The 17,005-nt window shown below is 42.6% G+C and carries 15 protein-coding genes, 2 tRNA genes, 2 pseudogenes and 1 riboswitch; of the genes and pseudogenes, 6 read left to right on the top strand and 13 right to left on the bottom strand.

Translation table 11 applies throughout. The features are described from left to right. Positions 1-61: 61 nt before the first annotated feature. Both Q5C82_RS20195 and Q5C82_RS20200 read right to left on the bottom strand, forming a co-directional pair. Positions 62-135 (bottom strand) — tRNA-Gly (locus Q5C82_RS20195). Positions 136-149: 14 nt separating this feature from the next. After that, positions 150-226 (bottom strand) — tRNA-Arg (locus Q5C82_RS20200). A 332-nt stretch (positions 227-558) separates the two neighbouring features. Here Q5C82_RS20200 and Q5C82_RS20205 point away from each other — a divergent pair. Further along, entirely contained in the window at positions 559-1,413 is an 855-nt protein-coding gene (locus Q5C82_RS20205; protein WP_003226595.1) for a manganese catalase family protein, read from the top strand. 51 nt (positions 1,414-1,464) lie between these two features. Here the strand turns inward: Q5C82_RS20205 and Q5C82_RS20210 are convergent, their stop codons facing one another. From Q5C82_RS20210 to Q5C82_RS20245, 8 genes are all read right to left on the bottom strand, one after another. Next, complete coding sequence (locus Q5C82_RS20210; RefSeq protein ID WP_003226596.1) at positions 1,465-2,553, bottom strand: glycoside hydrolase family 26 protein; 1,089 nt, start codon at positions 2,551-2,553, stop codon at positions 1,465-1,467. A gap of 18 nt (positions 2,554-2,571) precedes the next feature. Further along, positions 2,572-3,519, bottom strand: coding sequence for a mannose-6-phosphate isomerase, class I (gene manA, locus Q5C82_RS20215; protein WP_003226598.1), 948 nt, complete (start codon positions 3,517-3,519; stop codon positions 2,572-2,574). After that, entirely contained in the window at positions 3,516-4,415 is a 900-nt protein-coding gene (gene gmuE, locus Q5C82_RS20220) for a fructokinase GmuE (RefSeq protein ID WP_003226601.1), read from the bottom strand. The genes manA and gmuE overlap by 4 nt, the downstream gene beginning before the upstream one ends. 28 nt (positions 4,416-4,443) lie before the next feature. Beyond that, entirely contained in the window at positions 4,444-5,157 is a 714-nt protein-coding gene (gmuR, locus tag Q5C82_RS20225; RefSeq protein ID WP_003226604.1) for a transcriptional regulator GmuR, read from the bottom strand. 148 nt (positions 5,158-5,305) lie between these two features. Then, complete coding sequence (gmuD, locus tag Q5C82_RS20230; RefSeq protein WP_003226607.1) at positions 5,306-6,703, bottom strand: 6-phospho-beta-glucosidase GmuD; 1,398 nt, start codon at positions 6,701-6,703, stop codon at positions 5,306-5,308. A gap of 17 nt (positions 6,704-6,720) precedes the next feature. After that, positions 6,721-8,049, bottom strand: a complete 1,329-nt coding sequence (gene celB, locus Q5C82_RS20235) for a PTS cellobiose transporter subunit IIC (protein ID WP_003226609.1) — start codon at positions 8,047-8,049, stop codon at positions 6,721-6,723. Positions 8,050-8,068: 19 nt separating this feature from the next. Beyond that, the gene (locus Q5C82_RS20240; RefSeq protein WP_003226611.1) at positions 8,069-8,401 is read right to left on the bottom strand and encodes a PTS lactose/cellobiose transporter subunit IIA; all 333 of its coding nucleotides are present in this window, start codon (positions 8,399-8,401) and stop codon (positions 8,069-8,071) included. Further along, positions 8,401-8,712: a PTS sugar transporter subunit IIB gene (locus tag Q5C82_RS20245; RefSeq protein ID WP_003226613.1), complete on the bottom strand. Its 312-nt coding sequence runs from the start codon at positions 8,710-8,712 to the stop codon at positions 8,401-8,403. The genes Q5C82_RS20240 and Q5C82_RS20245 overlap by 1 nt, the downstream gene beginning before the upstream one ends. A gap of 177 nt (positions 8,713-8,889) precedes the next feature. Further along, positions 8,890-8,989, top strand: a riboswitch (purine riboswitch). 54 nt (positions 8,990-9,043) lie between these two features. On the opposite strand from Q5C82_RS20245, the gene pbuE reads away from it, so the two are divergent. Continuing rightward, positions 9,044-10,210, top strand: coding sequence for a purine transporter PbuE (gene pbuE / locus Q5C82_RS20250; protein ID WP_003226615.1), 1,167 nt, complete (start codon positions 9,044-9,046; stop codon positions 10,208-10,210). Positions 10,211-10,381: 171 nt separating this feature from the next. Here the strand turns inward: pbuE and Q5C82_RS20255 are convergent, their stop codons facing one another. Both Q5C82_RS20255 and Q5C82_RS20260 read right to left on the bottom strand, forming a co-directional pair. Then, entirely contained in the window at positions 10,382-10,948 is a 567-nt protein-coding gene (locus tag Q5C82_RS20255; RefSeq protein ID WP_003226617.1) for a YdhK family protein, read from the bottom strand. A gap of 208 nt (positions 10,949-11,156) precedes the next feature. Continuing rightward, a complete protein-coding gene (locus Q5C82_RS20260; protein ID WP_003226619.1) occupies positions 11,157-12,134 on the bottom strand; it encodes an HD domain-containing protein in 978 nt (325 codons plus the stop codon). Between the two features lie 117 nt (positions 12,135-12,251). On the opposite strand from Q5C82_RS20260, the pseudogene Q5C82_RS20265 reads away from it, so the two are divergent. From Q5C82_RS20265 to Q5C82_RS20280, 4 genes and pseudogenes are all read left to right on the top strand, one after another. Then, a pseudogene (locus tag Q5C82_RS20265) lies at positions 12,252-12,694 on the top strand (GNAT family N-acetyltransferase). 18 nt (positions 12,695-12,712) lie between these two features. Beyond that, complete coding sequence (locus tag Q5C82_RS20270) at positions 12,713-13,198, top strand: DUF4944 domain-containing protein (protein ID WP_003226624.1); 486 nt, start codon at positions 12,713-12,715, stop codon at positions 13,196-13,198. 474 nt (positions 13,199-13,672) lie between these two features. Next, complete coding sequence (phoB, locus tag Q5C82_RS20275) at positions 13,673-15,061, top strand: alkaline phosphatase PhoB (protein ID WP_003226626.1); 1,389 nt, start codon at positions 13,673-13,675, stop codon at positions 15,059-15,061. Positions 15,062-15,126: 65 nt separating this feature from the next. Further along, complete coding sequence (locus tag Q5C82_RS20280) at positions 15,127-15,834, top strand: membrane lipoprotein lipid attachment site-containing protein (protein WP_003226629.1); 708 nt, start codon at positions 15,127-15,129, stop codon at positions 15,832-15,834. A 591-nt stretch (positions 15,835-16,425) separates the two neighbouring features. On the opposite strand, the pseudogene Q5C82_RS20285 reads toward Q5C82_RS20280, so the two are convergent. After that, positions 16,426-17,005: pseudogene (locus tag Q5C82_RS20285) on the bottom strand (collagen-like protein); the annotation flags it as partial.

Raw genomic sequence — 17,005 nt, forward strand, 5'->3', positions numbered from 1 at the left:
TTATAAAAATGAATTAACAGGTACGTTTTGTCTTGTTTAGTTTTCAAAGATCATTCAATAATGGAGCGGGTGATGAGAATCGAACTCACGACATCAGCTTGGAAGGCTGAGGTTTTACCACTAAACTACACCCGCGTGGTATTTTATAATGGCGCGCCCGAGAGGAGTCGAACCCCTAACCTTTTGATCCGTAGTCAAACGCTCTATCCAATTGAGCTACGGGCGCTTATCAAGCGACTTAACTATCATACTATCATTCGATGTTGAAGTCAAGTAGTTTTTAAAATGTTTTTCGAAGATCGAATCTTTTTCAACTCGACTTTTCTTATTATACACATTTTTAAAAACTTGTAAACACCTTGAGAAAACTTTTTTGTTTTCGTTTTGTTCGTGCTGTTCATCAGCGACGTTTAATAATATACCATGTGCAATTTCTGCGGTCAACACTTTTTCTATATTTTTTTATCGGATTCTTTTGCGTGCTTAGTGATGCGTATATTTTATCTCCTTTTACAAAGTATATAAGAAATCAATCACTAGAAAAAAACGAGGTGTGTTATGTATTACTACAAAGAAGAGCTGATAAATATCATTAAGCCAGACAAGCCAGACCCGGCAGCTGCTAAGGTCCTGCAAGAAATATTAGGCGGTCATTACGGAGAAATGCGTACGATGATGCAGTTTTTTTTCCAAAGCTCCAATTTCAGAGGAAAACAGAAACAGTACCGTGATCTGCTCCGTGGCATTTTTTTAGAGGAGATCGCCCACGTTGAACTGGTTCAAAACACAATTAATGCTTTATTAGATGAATCTGGAGGTGCAGGTGTCGGCAGTCAAGGTGCAGATCAGTCACCACTTGATGAAGCTATTAAACATGCTAATCCTCATCATTATATTATTGGGGCGCAAAGTTCCCTTCCTGTTGATGCAGGGGGCAATCCGTGGAATGGGTCATGGGTATATAACCATGGAAACTTAATTACCGACCTGTTGGATAACTTGCTTCTTGAGTCAACAGGCGTGCTGCAGAAAACAAGGATTTATGAAATGAGTTCTAATCAGACGTTTCGAGAGACTCTTGCTTTTCTGATTGTACGTGACAATGCTCACCAGAATGCGTTTGCGAAAGCGCTCGAGACATTGGGTGTTGAGTGGGCGAAGCTCTTACCTGTGCCGAATTACGACATTAATAAATATCCTGAGTGCAGAAAATATGTTGAATTAGGCTACCACAATGCACAGTTTAATTTCAGATTGGATGAAACAAGAATCGGCGAAATCTTTCAAGGAACATCTCCGAGCAGAAATGGCGGAGAGTTACAAGTAATAGAGCCTCCGGCAGGGTTCCCTGTACCAGTGCTTCCGGAAATGCCGAATGAACACAGTCCTGGGTTAGGCGATATGAATACCTAATGCATGTATGAAGGTGCTCAAGAAATGTCTTGAGCACCTTCTGCTTCGGATTCATTCAACGATAGGCGTTAAAGAATCACCATTCCATATCTCTCCCTTATTGAGTGTCCAACTGTCGTTATATAAACCTGAAGCACCATTGTTTGCAGCTGGGCTCCACTCATCATTCCAAGCCAGAAAGTAAATGGTGTTAGGATATTTTTGTTTTATTGCATTGATCAATAGGCTGTAATCAAAGCTGCCGTTTGCATTTTGCGGGCCGACTTCTGTAAAGGCAAATGGTTTGTTAAGCGCTATTAGCTGATCGTAGCCGTTAATCGAATAGGCATCTTGAAAATATGCATCTAATCCGACAATATCCACGTAAGACGCCCCTGGGTAAAAATCGGTTTTAAAATCTCGGTTGGCGTCGGGAGAGTAAATCCAAAGCAAATGATCAAGTCCTCTTGAGTCGGTCATATAATGATAGATTTTCTTGTAGAGCTGTTTATATAGAGAGATTCTTTCATTATCCTTTTGGTTATATGATGTAAGTCCCCACCAAAACCATTCACCGTTCATTTCATGCAGCGGCCTGAACAGAACAGGCACACCTTGGTTCTCCAATTCTTGAAGTCCGTCAGCAATTTTGCTGAGCATGGCATTCAGCCGCTTCCCTTCCGCTGTTGCTGAATCTAATATGTTTTTATACTGATCGTTTGTGATCGGTGTTTTAAAATGCCCTGACTGAAAAGCCGGATTCGCCAGGTGCAAACTAATTTGCGGGATTCCTCCGCTTTTCCAATACGAAAGTAAATCGCTGTTGCAGCTTACATCAATCGAATCTTCAATATTTGCTGTTTCAAGCCATCCTCTTGCATAATCACAGCCGTAAATAGCAGGTGATTGTCCAGCAGCGCTTCGGATTCTATCATCCTCAGCCATAGAAAATGTATCATGACTGTACCCTCCGAACGCTCCGGAAAGGACTTTGTTTTCCGTTCGATTCGGCAAGTGAGCAAGCCAATTCATCACTGTTTTGGTTGTCTGCTGTGCATTAGGATTTACAGGCGACACAGTGTGCGCTTCAATTGGTTTTGCTAAAATACAAGACGCAAGTAAAAAGAAAATGAGCAAAGAGATCGTATGTTTCTTAAACAAATGTCATTCCCCCATTCATTAAGGATGAGATATCATCAACTCACATGTTCCTTCTATTGAAAACTCGCCAAAATGCGCAGGCAAAATAAAGTGTGAGCCTGCATTGCACTCATACTGAATACCATGATTTACGATTCGTCCTGATCCGCTCAGAACGCTCCCCAGCAAATAGGTTTGATGAGAAGGAAAAACAGCTCGCCCGCTAATCTTCCATTTGTACACTGAGAAATAATCCGATTGTACATAAGCAGTGATCACCGCGTTATCAACTTTTTTCACTTCCGGTGCATACACTTTATCGATATGCGGTATTGTTATGACTTCCATGGCTTTTTCTATATGAAGAGTCCTTTTTTGGCCCTGGTCATTACAACGGTCATAATCGTATACGCGATACGTTGTATCAGAGTTTTGCTGAATTTCAAGGACAAGGGTGCCCTCACATAAGGCATGGAGCGTACCGCTTGGCACATAAAAGAAATCTCCGGGTTTGATTTTGATTCGCCTCAGCAGCCCGTTCCAATCGCCGCTTTCCATTAGGCGTTTAAAATCTTCCTTTGTGCTTGCGTGATGTCCCAAAATCAGTTCGGCGTCATCTTTGCAATCAATAATATACCAGCACTCCGTTTTTCCGAGATCGCCGTTTTCGTGCAGTGTCGCATAATCATCATCAGGATGTACCTGCACGGAGAGATCCATATTGGCGTCCAGCAGCTTTACCAGCAGCGGAAACACCTTTCCATCCGGAAAACCGAAAACTTCCGGGTGATCCTGCCATACTTGATCAAGTGTCTTTCCTGCCAGCGGGCCGTTTTTAACAGCCGACGAGCCATGGGCATGTGCAGAAACGGCCCAGCACTCACCTGTTCTTTCTGAGGGTAGCGCGTAACCGAAGGCATCTCGAAGCTTTGTTCCCCCCCATATTCTTTCTTTAAAGACAGGATCCAAAAATAAAGGGTACTTCATGACCGCACCTCCCCGGATGCTGATTCTGCTTGTAAGGCTTGATGCGCTAACACAAGCGTGCCGATGATTCCGGCGTTACTGCCTAAACGCGGAGGTACAATATAATCACCTATATTAACTGATAATTCAGAAAAATCTAAGTAGTTGTTCATGATTTTCGGTACATACTGATAAATATAAGAAAACACTTGTTTCTGTTGCATGACGCCGCCGCCAAGGATAATTTTTTTGGGTGCAAGGATCAAAATATACTGAGCCAGCGCTTGGGCAATATAGTACCCTTCCAGTTCCCAGACTTGATTCATATCTGATAAATCAGCAGCTTTTTTTCCCCAGCGCGCTTCTATAGCGGGACCGGAAGCCAAGCCTTCAAAGCAGTCCTTATGATACGGGCACTTCCCTTGGTATACATCATCCGGGTGCCTTCGAATATAAATATGGCCCATTTCTGGGTGTGACAGCCCCTGAAGGAGCCGGCCCTCTACAATTGCGCCTGCACCAATGCCAGTGCCAATCGTTATATACAGGCAGCTGTCGAGATTCCTCGCTTCACCGAAAAGAAATTCACCCAGCGCCGCAGCATTGACATCCGTACTAAAACCGACTGGGATTTTCATTTCATTCTTAACGGTTTGCAAAAAGGGATAGTGTCTCCAGCCCGCTTTCGGCGTGGCCGTAATGGTTCCGTATGTTTTACTGGTTTTATCGTTATTAACGGGACCAAAGGAGCCGATGCCGATTGCTTGTAATGAAAATTGGCGAAAATATCGAATCACTTTCTCTATCGTTTCATCCGGCATCGTTGTGGGGAACTCTATCCGGTCAATGATCGTTCCATCTTCTTTACCGACAGCACAAACAAACTTTGTGCCGCCTGCTTCAATACCGCCAAGCATGCAGATGGCCTCCTTGTTGTCTCCGCAATCAGCGCCGTATGTTTACAGAAGTAACAACAAACTTGTCATGCCGATGACGTGAAAAGGAATACTCAAATGGAATGCCGTTGTCTAAGAAGCCGACATGTTCAACTTCAAGAATCGGGTCATCCTGTTTGCAGCCCAGATGCTGCTGGTCAATATGATCAGATTTGCAGGCTCTGATTTTCCGATGCGTTCCGGCGATTTTTAGCTGCAGCACGTTTGTAATATGATTGTAGATCGAATCATGAAGGACATCATCATTAATGCCCGGTATTAAATGAGTCGGCATATATGTTTTTTCCAATACATAGGGTTCACCTTCTACAATCCGCAGCCGTACGACATAATAAACTGGTGTTTTCTGATCAATAGACAAATGAGCGGCCACTTCCTCAGTGGGAAATTGCACTTCAAACTGAATGACCGTACTTTTGATTTTTTTATCCTTCAGCAAGTTGGTCAATCCCAGAATCTCATTGCTGACTACATGGACATGGTCATCCTGTATTGCCGATTGAATAATAAACGTGCCATGGCCTCGTTTTCTAAACAACAGACCCTCGGCAACTAAATTATCCAAGGCTCTCTTCATCGTCATGCGGCTTGAGTTAAATTCTTTTGCAAGAGATACTTCATCAGGAATGGGCTGATCGATCGGATATACGTTATTTTTGATTCTATCTCTCATTTCATTTGCAATGATTTCGTATTTATTCATTGGTATCCTCCGGCAGCTGTTAGAGTCTGATATCACATAAGCTTTTACGGATATCATAAGTTCTTTTCTCTATTTCATCAATGTTGCGGCTGTTCTTGATCACTATTCGTCATGACGATTGCCGGAAGATCTGGATCTTTGGGGAAATCTAGAAACCGTGTTGCTCAGCAACCTTTTTGAACCATTTTCCGCTCTTTTTGACGGTCCTTTCTCCGTCTTTCTCGAGATTGACTGATACAAACCCGTATCGGTTTTTATAGGCATTTGTCCAAGACCAGTTGTCCATGAACGTCCATAAGTGATACCCTTTTACGTTAGATCCTTCCTGTATGGCACGGTGAACCCATTTGAGGTGCTCTTTAATAAATTCAATCCGGTAATCATCTTGAATAATGCCTTGTTCATCCCTGAAGCGTTCCTCGCCTTCAACTCCCATCCCGTTTTCAGAAATAAAGCACTCGATGTTCCCGTAGTTTTCTTTTAAATTGATCAAAATATCATAAACGCCTTTTTCGTAAATCTCCCAGCCGCGATGAGGATTCATTTTGCGGCCCGGCATGACGTAAGGATCAAAATACCTGTCCGGCAAAAAAGGAGCGTCGGGATTCGGAAGATGTTCTTTTGCTTTTACACGTCTCGGCTGATAATAATTCACACCCAACAGATCAACCGTATTGTGTTTGATGACATCAAGATCTTCTTTCTGATAGTCGGGCACAAAGCCTTCGCTCTTCAAAATCTCAACCAGCTCTTTTGGGAATTCCCCTTTAACAGAAGGGTCTAAAAAGGATCTGTTAAAAAACGCGTCTGCTATTTCCCCCGCTTTTACATCCGCCGGATGACTGCTTCTTGGGTATGAAGGGGTCAAATTTAAGATGATGCCGATTTTTCCGTCATGCTTCATCTCCCTGTAAGCCTGAATGGCTCGGGCACTTGATAGCATTGTGTGAAATCCGACCTGGACGGCCTCTTTAAAATCGACCTTGTTTGGATAATGAAAATCATATAAGTATCCGCCTTCTACGGGGACGATCGGTTCATTATGCGTAAACCATTTTTTCACCCGATCACCAAACAAACGGAAGCTTGTTTTCGCATAGTTTTCATAAGCGTCAACCGTTTCCCTGTTTACCCAGCCGCCGTTTTTTTGAAGTTCCATCGGCATATCAAAATGAAACAAATTGACAAAAGGTTCTATTCCGTTCGCGATCAACTCATCAATGACACTACTATAAAAATCCGCGGCTTTGGCATTGATCTCGCCTATTCCGTCCGGTATTAAACGCGACCAGGAAATCGACATCCGGAACGAGTTGTGGCCAAGCTCCTTCATCAGCCTGATATCTTCTTTATAGTTGTCGTAAAATTGAGATGTATCTGCGGGACCGACATGATCAAAAAAACGATGCGGTTCTTTTTCAAACCAATAATCCCATATATTCTGCCCTTTTCCGTCTCTATCGGCGGCACCCTCCGTTTGTGTTGCTGAGGCGGATGATCCCCACCAAAACTCTTTCGGAAAACGATATTGTTCTGTTTGTGCCAAGTCTCTCTCCCCTTATGTCACATTTTGATATTGTTATCATTTTGCTGAGCAGCTGATTCTTGCACAGCCTGTTCTTTTTCTTTTGCCAGATTTAATTTATCCATTGCTTTCAGGAACGGAAACCATATCACGAAGACAATCAGCAGATTGACAAGCTGCATCACGCCCCCCATGATCGAGTTCGTTGCCATGATCCCATTAATGAATAATGGAACCGTCCACGGCACCGTCACACCAGTCGGAGGCGGAACGAGCCCCGCTGACATGGCCAGATAGGTGACGAGCGTAACAACCATCGGCGCCAAAACCCAAGGCACAATAATGATCGGGTTCATGACAATCGGAAGCCCGAAGATAATCGGTTCGTTTACGTTAAAAATACCAGGGGCGAGGCCGAGTTTCGATACTTGCTTCATCTGCCTGCTTTTCATGAATATGAGAATGGTCAACACAATCGCAAGCGTCATCCCCGTTCCGCCCATCCCTACTGTATAAATCTCCATAAACGGTTTTGAAATAATATGAGGGATTTCTTTTCCCGCTGTATAAGCAGAAAGGTTTTCTACCTGCAGTGTATTCCAAATCGGGTCCATCACGGAGTTGATAATAATCTGTCCGTGCAGACCGAAGAACCAAAGGATTTGAATGAAAAACACGGCAATCAGCGTCGGAATGATACCGCTTCCAAGTCCGACAAGCGGCGCCTGAATCGCATGATAAATAACGTCGTGCATATTTGTTTTAAAAAGCTGTGTCACCAGAACGTTAATCAGCAAAAACACTGTCAATGTGATAAAAGCCGGAATAAGTGCGGCAAATGATTTTGCTACAGCAGGCGGAACACCGGCAGGCATTTTGATTGTCAGGTTTTTTTGAACAATTCTTCTGTAGATTTCACCAGAAAGAAATGCCGTAATCATGCCAAGAAACATCCCTTTTGCACCGAGTCGGTCGACCGGGATAACCCCTGTAATGGCATCTCCCGTTTCCGGCTGAACGATAAATGGCGTTAAGAGCAAAAAGGAAACCAAAGCGATCGCGCCGCCAAATACAGCTTCAACCTGATAGCTTTTTGACAGGTAATAGCCTATTCCGAATACGACAAAGACAGACATAATGCCCATAGTCGCAGTGGAGGCAATGCCGAATTGAGACTGAAACGATGTCAGCATTGAGGCATTCATGATTTTGTTTAAGAACGGCAGGTTCGTTAACACCACAAAAATGGACCCGAATATCGTAAGCGGGAAAGCCAGCATGAATGCATCACGCAACACTTGCAAATAGCGGTTATTGTTTAACCTCCCTGCAATTGGAACAAGGAATTGGCTGATTTTCTCGAACACCCTTATCCACCCCGATTTTTTATAGATTCTTTGTTTTAAAGAGATCAAGCAGCTCTTTCACTAATTCTTTCATGGTTAATGTTGACATCAGGTGATCCTCCGCATGCATGAGCAGCAATGAGAAAGCCGTCTCTTCCCCGCTGGATTCTTTCTGTATCATTTGAAAGTGAATATCATGGGCTGCGGATAAATCATGCTCAGCCTTAGCAATTAGAGCAGCCGCCTCCTCCTTGTTCCCTTCCTTATAGGCGCGCAGTGATTGTATGATGGAGCTGCGGGCATTGCCGCTATGCAGGATAAGCTGAAAACTGATTTGTTCGTCTGTTAAATCCGTGATTTTCATCTGTTCCATTAGTGATTCTCCATTAATGATAATGCCTGCTCATACGCTTTTTTGCCATCTGCCATTCCGTAGGCCATCATGTCAATGACTTCAACCTGAATGTTGTATTGATCCGCCTCTTTTTGGAGTTCGCTTTTCAGAAAGCTCATTTGCGGGCCGATCAAAACAGCATCCGCATTTCTCATATCTTCTTTCGCCTTATCTTGGCCGACTGCCCAAATCTCCGCTTCCTCTCCGATGGATTGTGCGTATTCCTTCATTTTTGTCACCAATAGACTGGTTGACATTCCTGAGCTGCACGCAAGTAATATTTTTTTCAACTGCTATCCCCCCTTGTGATTAAAACGCTTACAATTGTTATTATAGTCATTTAATTTTAAATGTCTATACTTTTATAAAAATAAATATAATCATAAATTTGTCCCGTTCATTGATTTGTAAATTTTTCTATGGAAGATTCATTCATAATGTGATACACTCATCCACAGAAACGAATCAATTAAATAGCTATTATCACTTGTATAACCTCAATAATATGGTTTGAGGGTGTCTACCAGGAACCGTAAAATCCTGATTACAAAAATTGTTTATGACATTTTTTGTAATCAGGATTTTTTTATTTATCAAAACATTTCAGTAAAGGAGTTTGTTATGAATTTTAAAGTTTTCCTGCTTGCAGCTTCTACGATTGCAGTCGGATTGGTTGAGTTAATTGTGGGAGGGATTCTTCCTCAGATCGCAAATGATTTAGACATTTCCATTGTCTCAGCCGGGCAGCTGATCAGTGTGTTTGCGCTGGGATATGCAGTGTCAGGGCCTCTGCTTTTGGCATTGACTGCGAAAATTGAACGGAAGCGTTTATATTTAATTGCCTTATTTGTTTTCTTCCTCAGCAATCTTGTGGCCTATTTCAGCCCTAATTTTGCAACATTGATGGTATCTCGGGTATTGGCAGCAATGAGTACAGGGCTGATTGTTGTGCTCTCTTTAACAATTGCCCCGAAAATTGTAGCGCCTGAATACAGAGCCCGCGCAATCGGAATTATTTTTATGGGATTCAGCTCCGCTATTGCTTTAGGCGTGCCGCTCGGAATCTTAATCAGCGACTCTTTCGGATGGCGCATTTTGTTCCTTGGCATCGGCCTGTTGGCGCTGGTCTCCATGCTGATTATTTCAATCTTCTTTGAAAGAATACCGGCGGAGAAAATGATTCCTTTCCGGGAACAACTCAAGACGATTGGCAATCTGAAAATCGCGAGTTCACACCTCGTCACGATGTTTACATTAGCTGGCCATTACACGCTATACGCTTACTTTGCGCCGTTTTTAGAAGAGACTCTTCATCTGAGCTCTTTCTGGGTCAGCATTTGTTATTTCCTTTTCGGGATCTCTGCTGTATGCGGAGGCCCTTTCGGAGGAGCACTATCTGACCGGCTTGGTTCCTTTAAGAGCATTTTGCTGGTGACCGGTTCCTTTGCCATCATTATGTTCTTACTGCCGCTAGCTACATCGTCTATGATTTTCTTTTTGCCTGTCATGGTGATTTGGGGTCTTCTGAGCTGGAGCCTTGCCCCGGCTCAGCAAAGCTATTTAATTGAAATTGCACCAGATTCGTCTGACATTCAGCAAAGCTTCAATACATCTGCCCTCCAAGTCGGAATTGCTCTTGGCTCAGCCATTGGCGGTGTTGTTTTGGATCAGACGGGTACTGTTGTCTCAACGGCATGGTGCGGCGGATCGATTGTCATTATCGCTGTCCTGTTTGCCTTCATTTCTTTAACAAGACCTGTTCAGACAGTAAAAAAATCCTCCTTGTAAAGGAGGATTTTTTCATCTTTCAGCGTGATTGAAAACCCTTGTAGTCTAGGAAGGACGAGCATTGGAGCGCAGCGAATGTAGAAATTCGTGAGCACCAACGCGCAGGACTGACAACGAATGCGAGGGTTTGTCGACACGCTGAAATCCTCCTTGTAAAAGGAGGATTTTTTATTATTTAGCTGAAAGCTCGTCTTCGGTCACCCATTTGTGGTTTTTCACTTTTTCACCGCTCGTTGTCGATGTATAGTCAACCATGTATACGGTTGTTTTTTCGGCGGAGTCGATCTCGGCTGTTGCGCCCTTCATGCCTTTCATATGAGAAGCCTCTAAGATCACCTGACCTCCGGGATTTAATGTTTTATCTCCCGCATCTTTGATTTCTTCTTGGATCACCCATTTGTGATGATCTACGCGCTGCCCTCCGTTTGTCGGAGTGTAAGAGACAACATACGCCGTTGTGTCATAGGCTCCTGTCACTGTAGCTTCGGCACCTTTCATGCCTTTCATATGAGATGCATTGATGACCACTTGGCTGCCTACTTTATATTTTGGATGTTTAGATTCCTGTAATCCCTCTGGTACGTCAGCTGATCCGGAATGCTCCATTTCTTCATGTGATGACGAACCTGAATGATTTTCATGATTGTTTTCTTTCGTACTACTGTTATTGCCACAAGCTGATAAAACAAAAATAAGAGATAACATCAGAATTCCCAGTGCTTTTTTAGAGACTTTCATGTTCATTCTCCTTTGCTTGATTTTTTACTTTTATTTTGCCCGCAGACAATAAAACCGCATATCTGCAAGCAAACATGCTCTTTTGAGAATACTATACCCCCGAACGGTATGTAAATACACTGATATTCTCATAAAACGTTCCCGCAGTTTGTCCTATTCCCCTTAGTTTGCATAGTCAAACATAAAAAAAGCCGCTATTACGCGGCAATTAGTGATGTAACACTTTTATATACACACCTTTTTTTGCTCTTTGATAAGCGGCCTCTCCCATTTTTCTGACGTTTTCGGATACAGCTGAGGCTTTGACCCATTCGTCATGATGAAGAATGGATGGGTCGATGAGGCGCATTTTCTTCTTTTGATGGAAATCGTACTGGATGTTATCTTCTTTTACTTGGATGCGGGGATGAATATGTTGAAGCAAGTTCAGTACTTCTTTATTTTTTGCTGCGTGCAGGATGTCGAGTACTTCTTGATCCGTTTTCAGCAGATCTTCTGCGGATATGACATTATGCCGCAACGCAGCCTTCAACGTTTGCGCTAAATACTCATATCCGTATACATTCACGGGATTCAAAAAGAAATCTATCACTTCCTCGTAATACACCCTGACAAACCATTCGGCAGCTTCGATTCCATCCGGAAACATCCTTCCGTTTCTCACAATGAGATGATCCAAAAAGGTTTGTGCTTCGTGCAGGCTAATGTGCCCATATCGGTACATGTCCCGCAGCGTATAGTCTGTCCGATCGGCACACAGCTCTGGTGCGGGCTGTTCGAGCAATGTCCATCTCGTATCATCTGATAAAAGCTCTTCGACATCATAACCGTGTTTTTTTAGAATACCCGGGATCTCAGAGTGAATAATGACTTGTTGAAAGATGTTTTCATGATAGTCTTCCGCTTCATTTTCGAAGACAACATCGATTACATGGGAAAAAGCCGTGTGTGACACATCGTGGAGCAGGCCTGCAATCTGCTCTTCTATCGTACCTCCCAGCTTTTTGATGAGGAGCATCACGCCGATAGAGTGCTCATACCGGGTCACATCCCACTTTCGATTAACTAAAAAGCTTGCTCCGCCTTGGTAGACTCCTTTTAATCTTTGCACCGGCGCGCTCTTGATGAGCTCTTCCAGCACCCCGTCTATATGGTGCTGGCCGTAAATGACATCGTTGATTTCCATACCGTCACCTCAATCTATTTCCTTATTGTTATTTATTGTATATATTGATATTATACATTTTCTGGAAGGTGGTTTAAGGTGAAGATCGTCTCAAGCAGTGAGTTGTCAAAACATGTAATGACCGATTTTTTTGCCAAGCATTGGGGTTCACCCGAGATGGTGATTTCCAGCGGCATTTTTTTAGATGTGATGAATTAGATGGCTATGCCGCTTTAGATGAGGATGGCGAAATTATCGGTTGTATTACATACGTAATAGATGGAAAAGATTGTGAGATCATTTCATTAGATAGTATCATTGAAAAGAAAGGAATCGGCACAGCTTTGCTGCAGCAGGTTGAAGAGACAGCTAAACATTCACATTGTCAACGAATCAAGCTTATCACAACGAATGATAATGTACATGCGATGGCGTTTTATCAAAAGAGAGGCTATCAATTCGCCGCATTGTTTCCGAATGCAGTTGAAAAAGCGAGGCGACTCAAGCCAGAGATTCTCGAGAAAGCTGAAAACGGCATTTTGATTCGGGATGAAATTCTTTTTTCAAAGCTGATTGATTAAATGAATAGGAGTTTTTTTATGTCCAGTCATTATAAATACCCTCTCATTTTCATGGCATCCCTATTATTGGCTTTCTGCTTGATCTTTTTTTCCTATCAACTGATTCATCATATGGGAATGGAGTATCCAAATTGGCAGGGAGAAAGCAAAGATCAGGATTGGAAAGCTGTTTTCACAAAAAATGAAGATGCTCCGAATGAATACAGCGGCAATCTGTATTGGATCGGGGATACAGATAAAGCAGACAGCACTTATGTGGAATCACTGATTGTAAAAAAGGATGATGAGATTCTGTTGAGCTCTGATACAGAAATCCCCATACGAGATTATTCCGGCGGCACTTCTCTCGATGGAAGCGCAAAAGAGGAATCCATTTCTTTTTTAGAGCGGTTAGATGAACATGAGCTTAAAGGCCATGATATTACGATTGAAGTGAAATGGAAGCAAGGTGATCATTATTCCGCAAGTCAGCTTACGCTAAATGAAAAGACCTTGTTTGATTAAAAGCAGGGATTCTTATAGAGGTCCCTGCTTTCCGCTTACAAATTGTCCGGTAAATGTATAGATACCTCTTTAAGTCGTCTGTATGTTCATTTAATGCCTAATGTTTTTGAATGGGGATTTGTATAGATCAGTGGCTTAACTTGTTCACCCATTCTCCCGTTGGTCTGAAATGCCAGCCTCTCTTTCTTAATTGTAAGTTGTGCATTGACCCCCTCCTCAATCCCGCGCGATTTTCGCTTTGTCTATTTCTGTTTGAGATGATGAAAAAGTTTTCTCTTTTATCGTGGGTTGGGGATATCAACTGTTTTCAACTCACAAATCATATTCAGTTAACCCTCTCCCTTTTCCGTAGTTGCCCTCTCATCCTCTTATTCTTGTAAATCCAATCTTTAAAATCGATTAACACTAGCTTAACAGTTTAAAAATATAATGGGGTTGTCAATGAGATTCATCTATTTTTAGGAGGTTATCTAGTTGAAAAAATTCCCGAAGAAATTACTGCCTATCGCGGTTTTATCATCTATTGCATTCAGCAGCTTAGCCAGCGGCAGTGTGCCTGAAGCCAGCGCCCAGGAAAAGAAAAAGGGGAATCAAGACGAAATTAAGAATGTTATCGTTCTGATTGGTGATGGTATGGGTGTGTCCTATACGTCTGCTCATCGCTATTTAAAAGATAATAAAAAGACAAAGTTTGTAGCGCCTACAACTTTTGATCAATACCTTGTCGGACAGCAAACGACTTATCCTGAAGATCCAGAACAAAACGTAACAGATTCTGCATCTGCAGCAACGGCTATGTCAGCCGGGATCAAAACATATAACAATGCGATTGCAGTGGATAACGATGGTTCAGAAGCCAAAACAGTACTTGAAGCGGCAAAAGAGAAAGGAAAATCAACAGGACTTGTGGCCACTTCAGAAATTACACACGCCACTCCGGCCTCTTTCGGTTCACACGATCACAGCCGAAAAAATATGAACTCGATTGCCGATGATTATTTTGATGAAATGGTCAACGGCAAGCACAAAATTGATGTCCTTCTAGGCGGAGGAAAAAGCAACTTTGACCGCAAGGACCGCAATTTGATCAAGGAATTCAAAAAAGCGGGATACAGCTATGTGGATAACCGCAAGGACATGCTGAAGAATAAAGACAGCCAAGTTCTGGGCTTATTCGCTGACGGCGGCCTGCCTAAAAAGATTGATCGCACGAAGGATATTCCTTCATTAAAAGATATGACAAACACAGCGATTAAAAAATTAAGCAAGGATAAAGACGGATTCTTCCTCATGGTGGAAGGCAGCCAGATTGACTGGGCGGGGCATGACAATGATATCGTCGGCGCCATGAGTGAAATGGACGACTTCGAACAAGCTTATAAGGCGGCTATTGATTTTGCCAAAAAGGACAAGCACACATTGGTTGTCGCAACGGCTGACCACTCAACCGGCGGTTACTCCATCGGTGCAGACGGCATCTACAACTGGTTCAGTGAACCAATTAAAGCCGCAAAACGCACACCTGACTTTATGGCAGAAAAAATCGCTGACGGCGCGGATGTTGAAAAAACATTAAAAACGTATATTGACCAAAAGAAATTGGCTTTAACTGAATCTGAAATTCAATCTGTTAAAAAAGCCGCAAAATCGAAAGAAGTGCTTGAAATCGATAATGCGATCGAGGAGATTTTCAATAAACGATCTCACACTGGATGGACGACAGGCGGACATACTGGTGAAGATGTTCCCGTCTATGCGTACGGGCCGTCTAGTGAGACATTTGCCGGCCAAATCGACAATACACAAATTGCTAAAAATGTCTTCAAGGCTTTACAATACAACATTAAGATTAACGATAAGTAAAAGAATACAAGATGTCCCGTTGCTTGTATGAAGTAACGGGTTCTCTTTTTAATGGAGGAATCATCATGAAAAGAATTCTTTCAATTTTTGTTTTTGCCATCGTGCTTGCGGGCTGCTCATCGAACGCCAATACAGAAAAACAAAGTGCGGGCGGAGAGCAAGCGAAAGCCACACCGCAAAGCACATCATCTCAAAAAGACAGTATAGATGAGTATCAGCCTAATTCCCAAGTAACCGATGACCGGTCATTGCTGAAGGTTGGCCAGACGTTTTCTGATGACAAGGGAAAAGCTGTTTTAAAGGATATCAAGCAAGTGAATCAAACCTACAAGATTGGCGACGTGGAGTTAACAGTAAAAGAAATGAAGCTGATCCATTTGCGTCCGGATTACAGCATGATTGATTATTTTCATGTCTTAACACATGATGAAGAGTTTGATTTCGTTAAGGTCTTCGTTGACATCAAGAACACATCTTCAAAGAAAGTAAATGTTGCGCCCATTGCCTTGATGAAAACAAATACAGGGGAAACCTTTGATTGGAACAAAGATATTTATCTTGAAGAGTTAAATGGCGAATTGGAAGGCGGAGCCGAAAAGTCCGGAAATCTCGGCTTTATTGTGAACGCATCAAGCGGCCATGCTCATGATGAAGATGCTGATAATAAGAAAAAAGAAAAAGAGATCAAGTGGATCGAAATCACAACAAGTGACGTCTTTGACCATAACCATAAGAAAATCAGTGATGCTCAAAAGATCAAAATTGAATTTTAATGATTGCCTTCCAATACGGAAGGTTTTTGTATATCTGAGAAGTTAAACAGTCACCTTGCATGCCAATTTGATATGATCTTATTTCTTTGCGAAAATAGAATACTTCATCTGTTCATCAAACCCTAATTTTTGAACTGGTTTTATCGGTGCTAAAATGTTAACATCACTATCCTATCTTGGTGATGGCATACCCAAAACGTTTAGTTGAGCTGTTTGTAGTCGTTTCTTCGTCAATAGTGCAATCTTTAGATGCGGTAAACCCCGTTTAACCGATTAAAAGAAAAGGTATATCTTCTCATTTGTACGATATCGTTTTTTAGTGTTTTACGCATCCTATCCCAGTTATCACTTGAAGGAAATAAAGTAAATCGAACTTCTTTTTCTTTCCTCTAGTGATAAAAGTCTATCAGTGAGTTATGAAATTCAGTATTTTTCTATTCTCCCCATACAAAAATAAATACCAGAGATCAAAAGAACTTGGATCGTTTGTATGATTAACATAAATCAGATCAAAAAAAGCACTGCTGAAATATTAAGTACTAGTAAGATCAATTGAGTACTTTTTGTTTGTTCATGACACAGTGCTGATTGTTAATCTAATTTTTTAATTACAATCGAAGCGTTTACGTTAGTTTGTGTCCCTCCTGCCAAAGTCTGCAGAGTCACTGCGGCAGCAGAAGTATGATTTCGAAGAGTTAGAACATCGCCGGCAGCTATGGCTATTATAGCCTGACCATTGTTTTGCTGAGTACCTGCACCTGAACCGTAGACTGTATTCGTAATCGGCGCCCCATTTAAAAATAGTGTGAATTGGTTAGGTTCTACTCCCGAAACAGAAAAAGTGACCTCATAGTCTCCCGGAGTGGTAATTGCAATTTGAGAAGTTCCAGGGGCATGTGTAATTCCTGGGGTGGTTATCCCTGTTGAATCAAAAATGACATCAGCCTCTATAGCTACCGTTTGAGCGCTTAAGTTATATATATACCCGTATTCGGATAACCCAGCTGCTCCTGTGCCTGTGGCTCCCGTGGCTCCTGTCGCTCCGGTTGGTCCGGCTTCCCCGGTAGCTCCTGTCGCTCCGGCTGGTCCGACGTCCCCAGTAGCCCCTGTGGCTCCCGTCGCTCCGGTTGGTCCGGCTTCCCCGGTAGCTCCTGTCGCTCCGGCTGGTCCG

The sequence above is a fragment of the uncultured Bacillus sp. genome (assembly GCF_958411575.1).
Classification (GTDB): Bacteria; Bacillota; Bacilli; order Bacillales; family Bacillaceae; genus Bacillus; species Bacillus spizizenii.

Excerpts from the sequence above, each read along its gene's own strand:
- Q5C82_RS20205 (WP_003226595.1), top strand. The coding sequence starts at position 559 with ATGTATTACTACAAAGAAGAGCTGATAAATATCATTAAGCCAGACAAG.
- manA (WP_003226598.1), bottom strand. The coding sequence starts at position 3,519 with ATGAAGTACCCTTTATTTTTGGATCCTGTCTTTAAAGAAAGAATATGG.
- Q5C82_RS20255 (WP_003226617.1), bottom strand. The coding sequence starts at position 10,948 with ATGAAAGTCTCTAAAAAAGCACTGGGAATTCTGATGTTATCTCTTATT.
- Q5C82_RS20280 (WP_003226629.1), top strand. The coding sequence starts at position 15,127 with ATGAAAAGAATTCTTTCAATTTTTGTTTTTGCCATCGTGCTTGCGGGC.
- gmuE (WP_003226601.1), bottom strand. The coding sequence starts at position 4,415 with ATGCTTGGCGGTATTGAAGCAGGCGGCACAAAGTTTGTTTGTGCTGTC.
- Q5C82_RS20240 (WP_003226611.1), bottom strand. The coding sequence starts at position 8,401 with ATGGAACAGATGAAAATCACGGATTTAACAGACGAACAAATCAGTTTT.
- Q5C82_RS20260 (WP_003226619.1), bottom strand. The coding sequence starts at position 12,134 with ATGGAAATCAACGATGTCATTTACGGCCAGCACCATATAGACGGGGTG.
- pbuE (WP_003226615.1), top strand. The coding sequence starts at position 9,044 with ATGAATTTTAAAGTTTTCCTGCTTGCAGCTTCTACGATTGCAGTCGGA.
- gmuR (WP_003226604.1), bottom strand. The coding sequence starts at position 5,157 with ATGAATAAATACGAAATCATTGCAAATGAAATGAGAGATAGAATCAAA.
- Q5C82_RS20270 (WP_003226624.1), top strand. The coding sequence starts at position 12,713 with ATGTCCAGTCATTATAAATACCCTCTCATTTTCATGGCATCCCTATTA.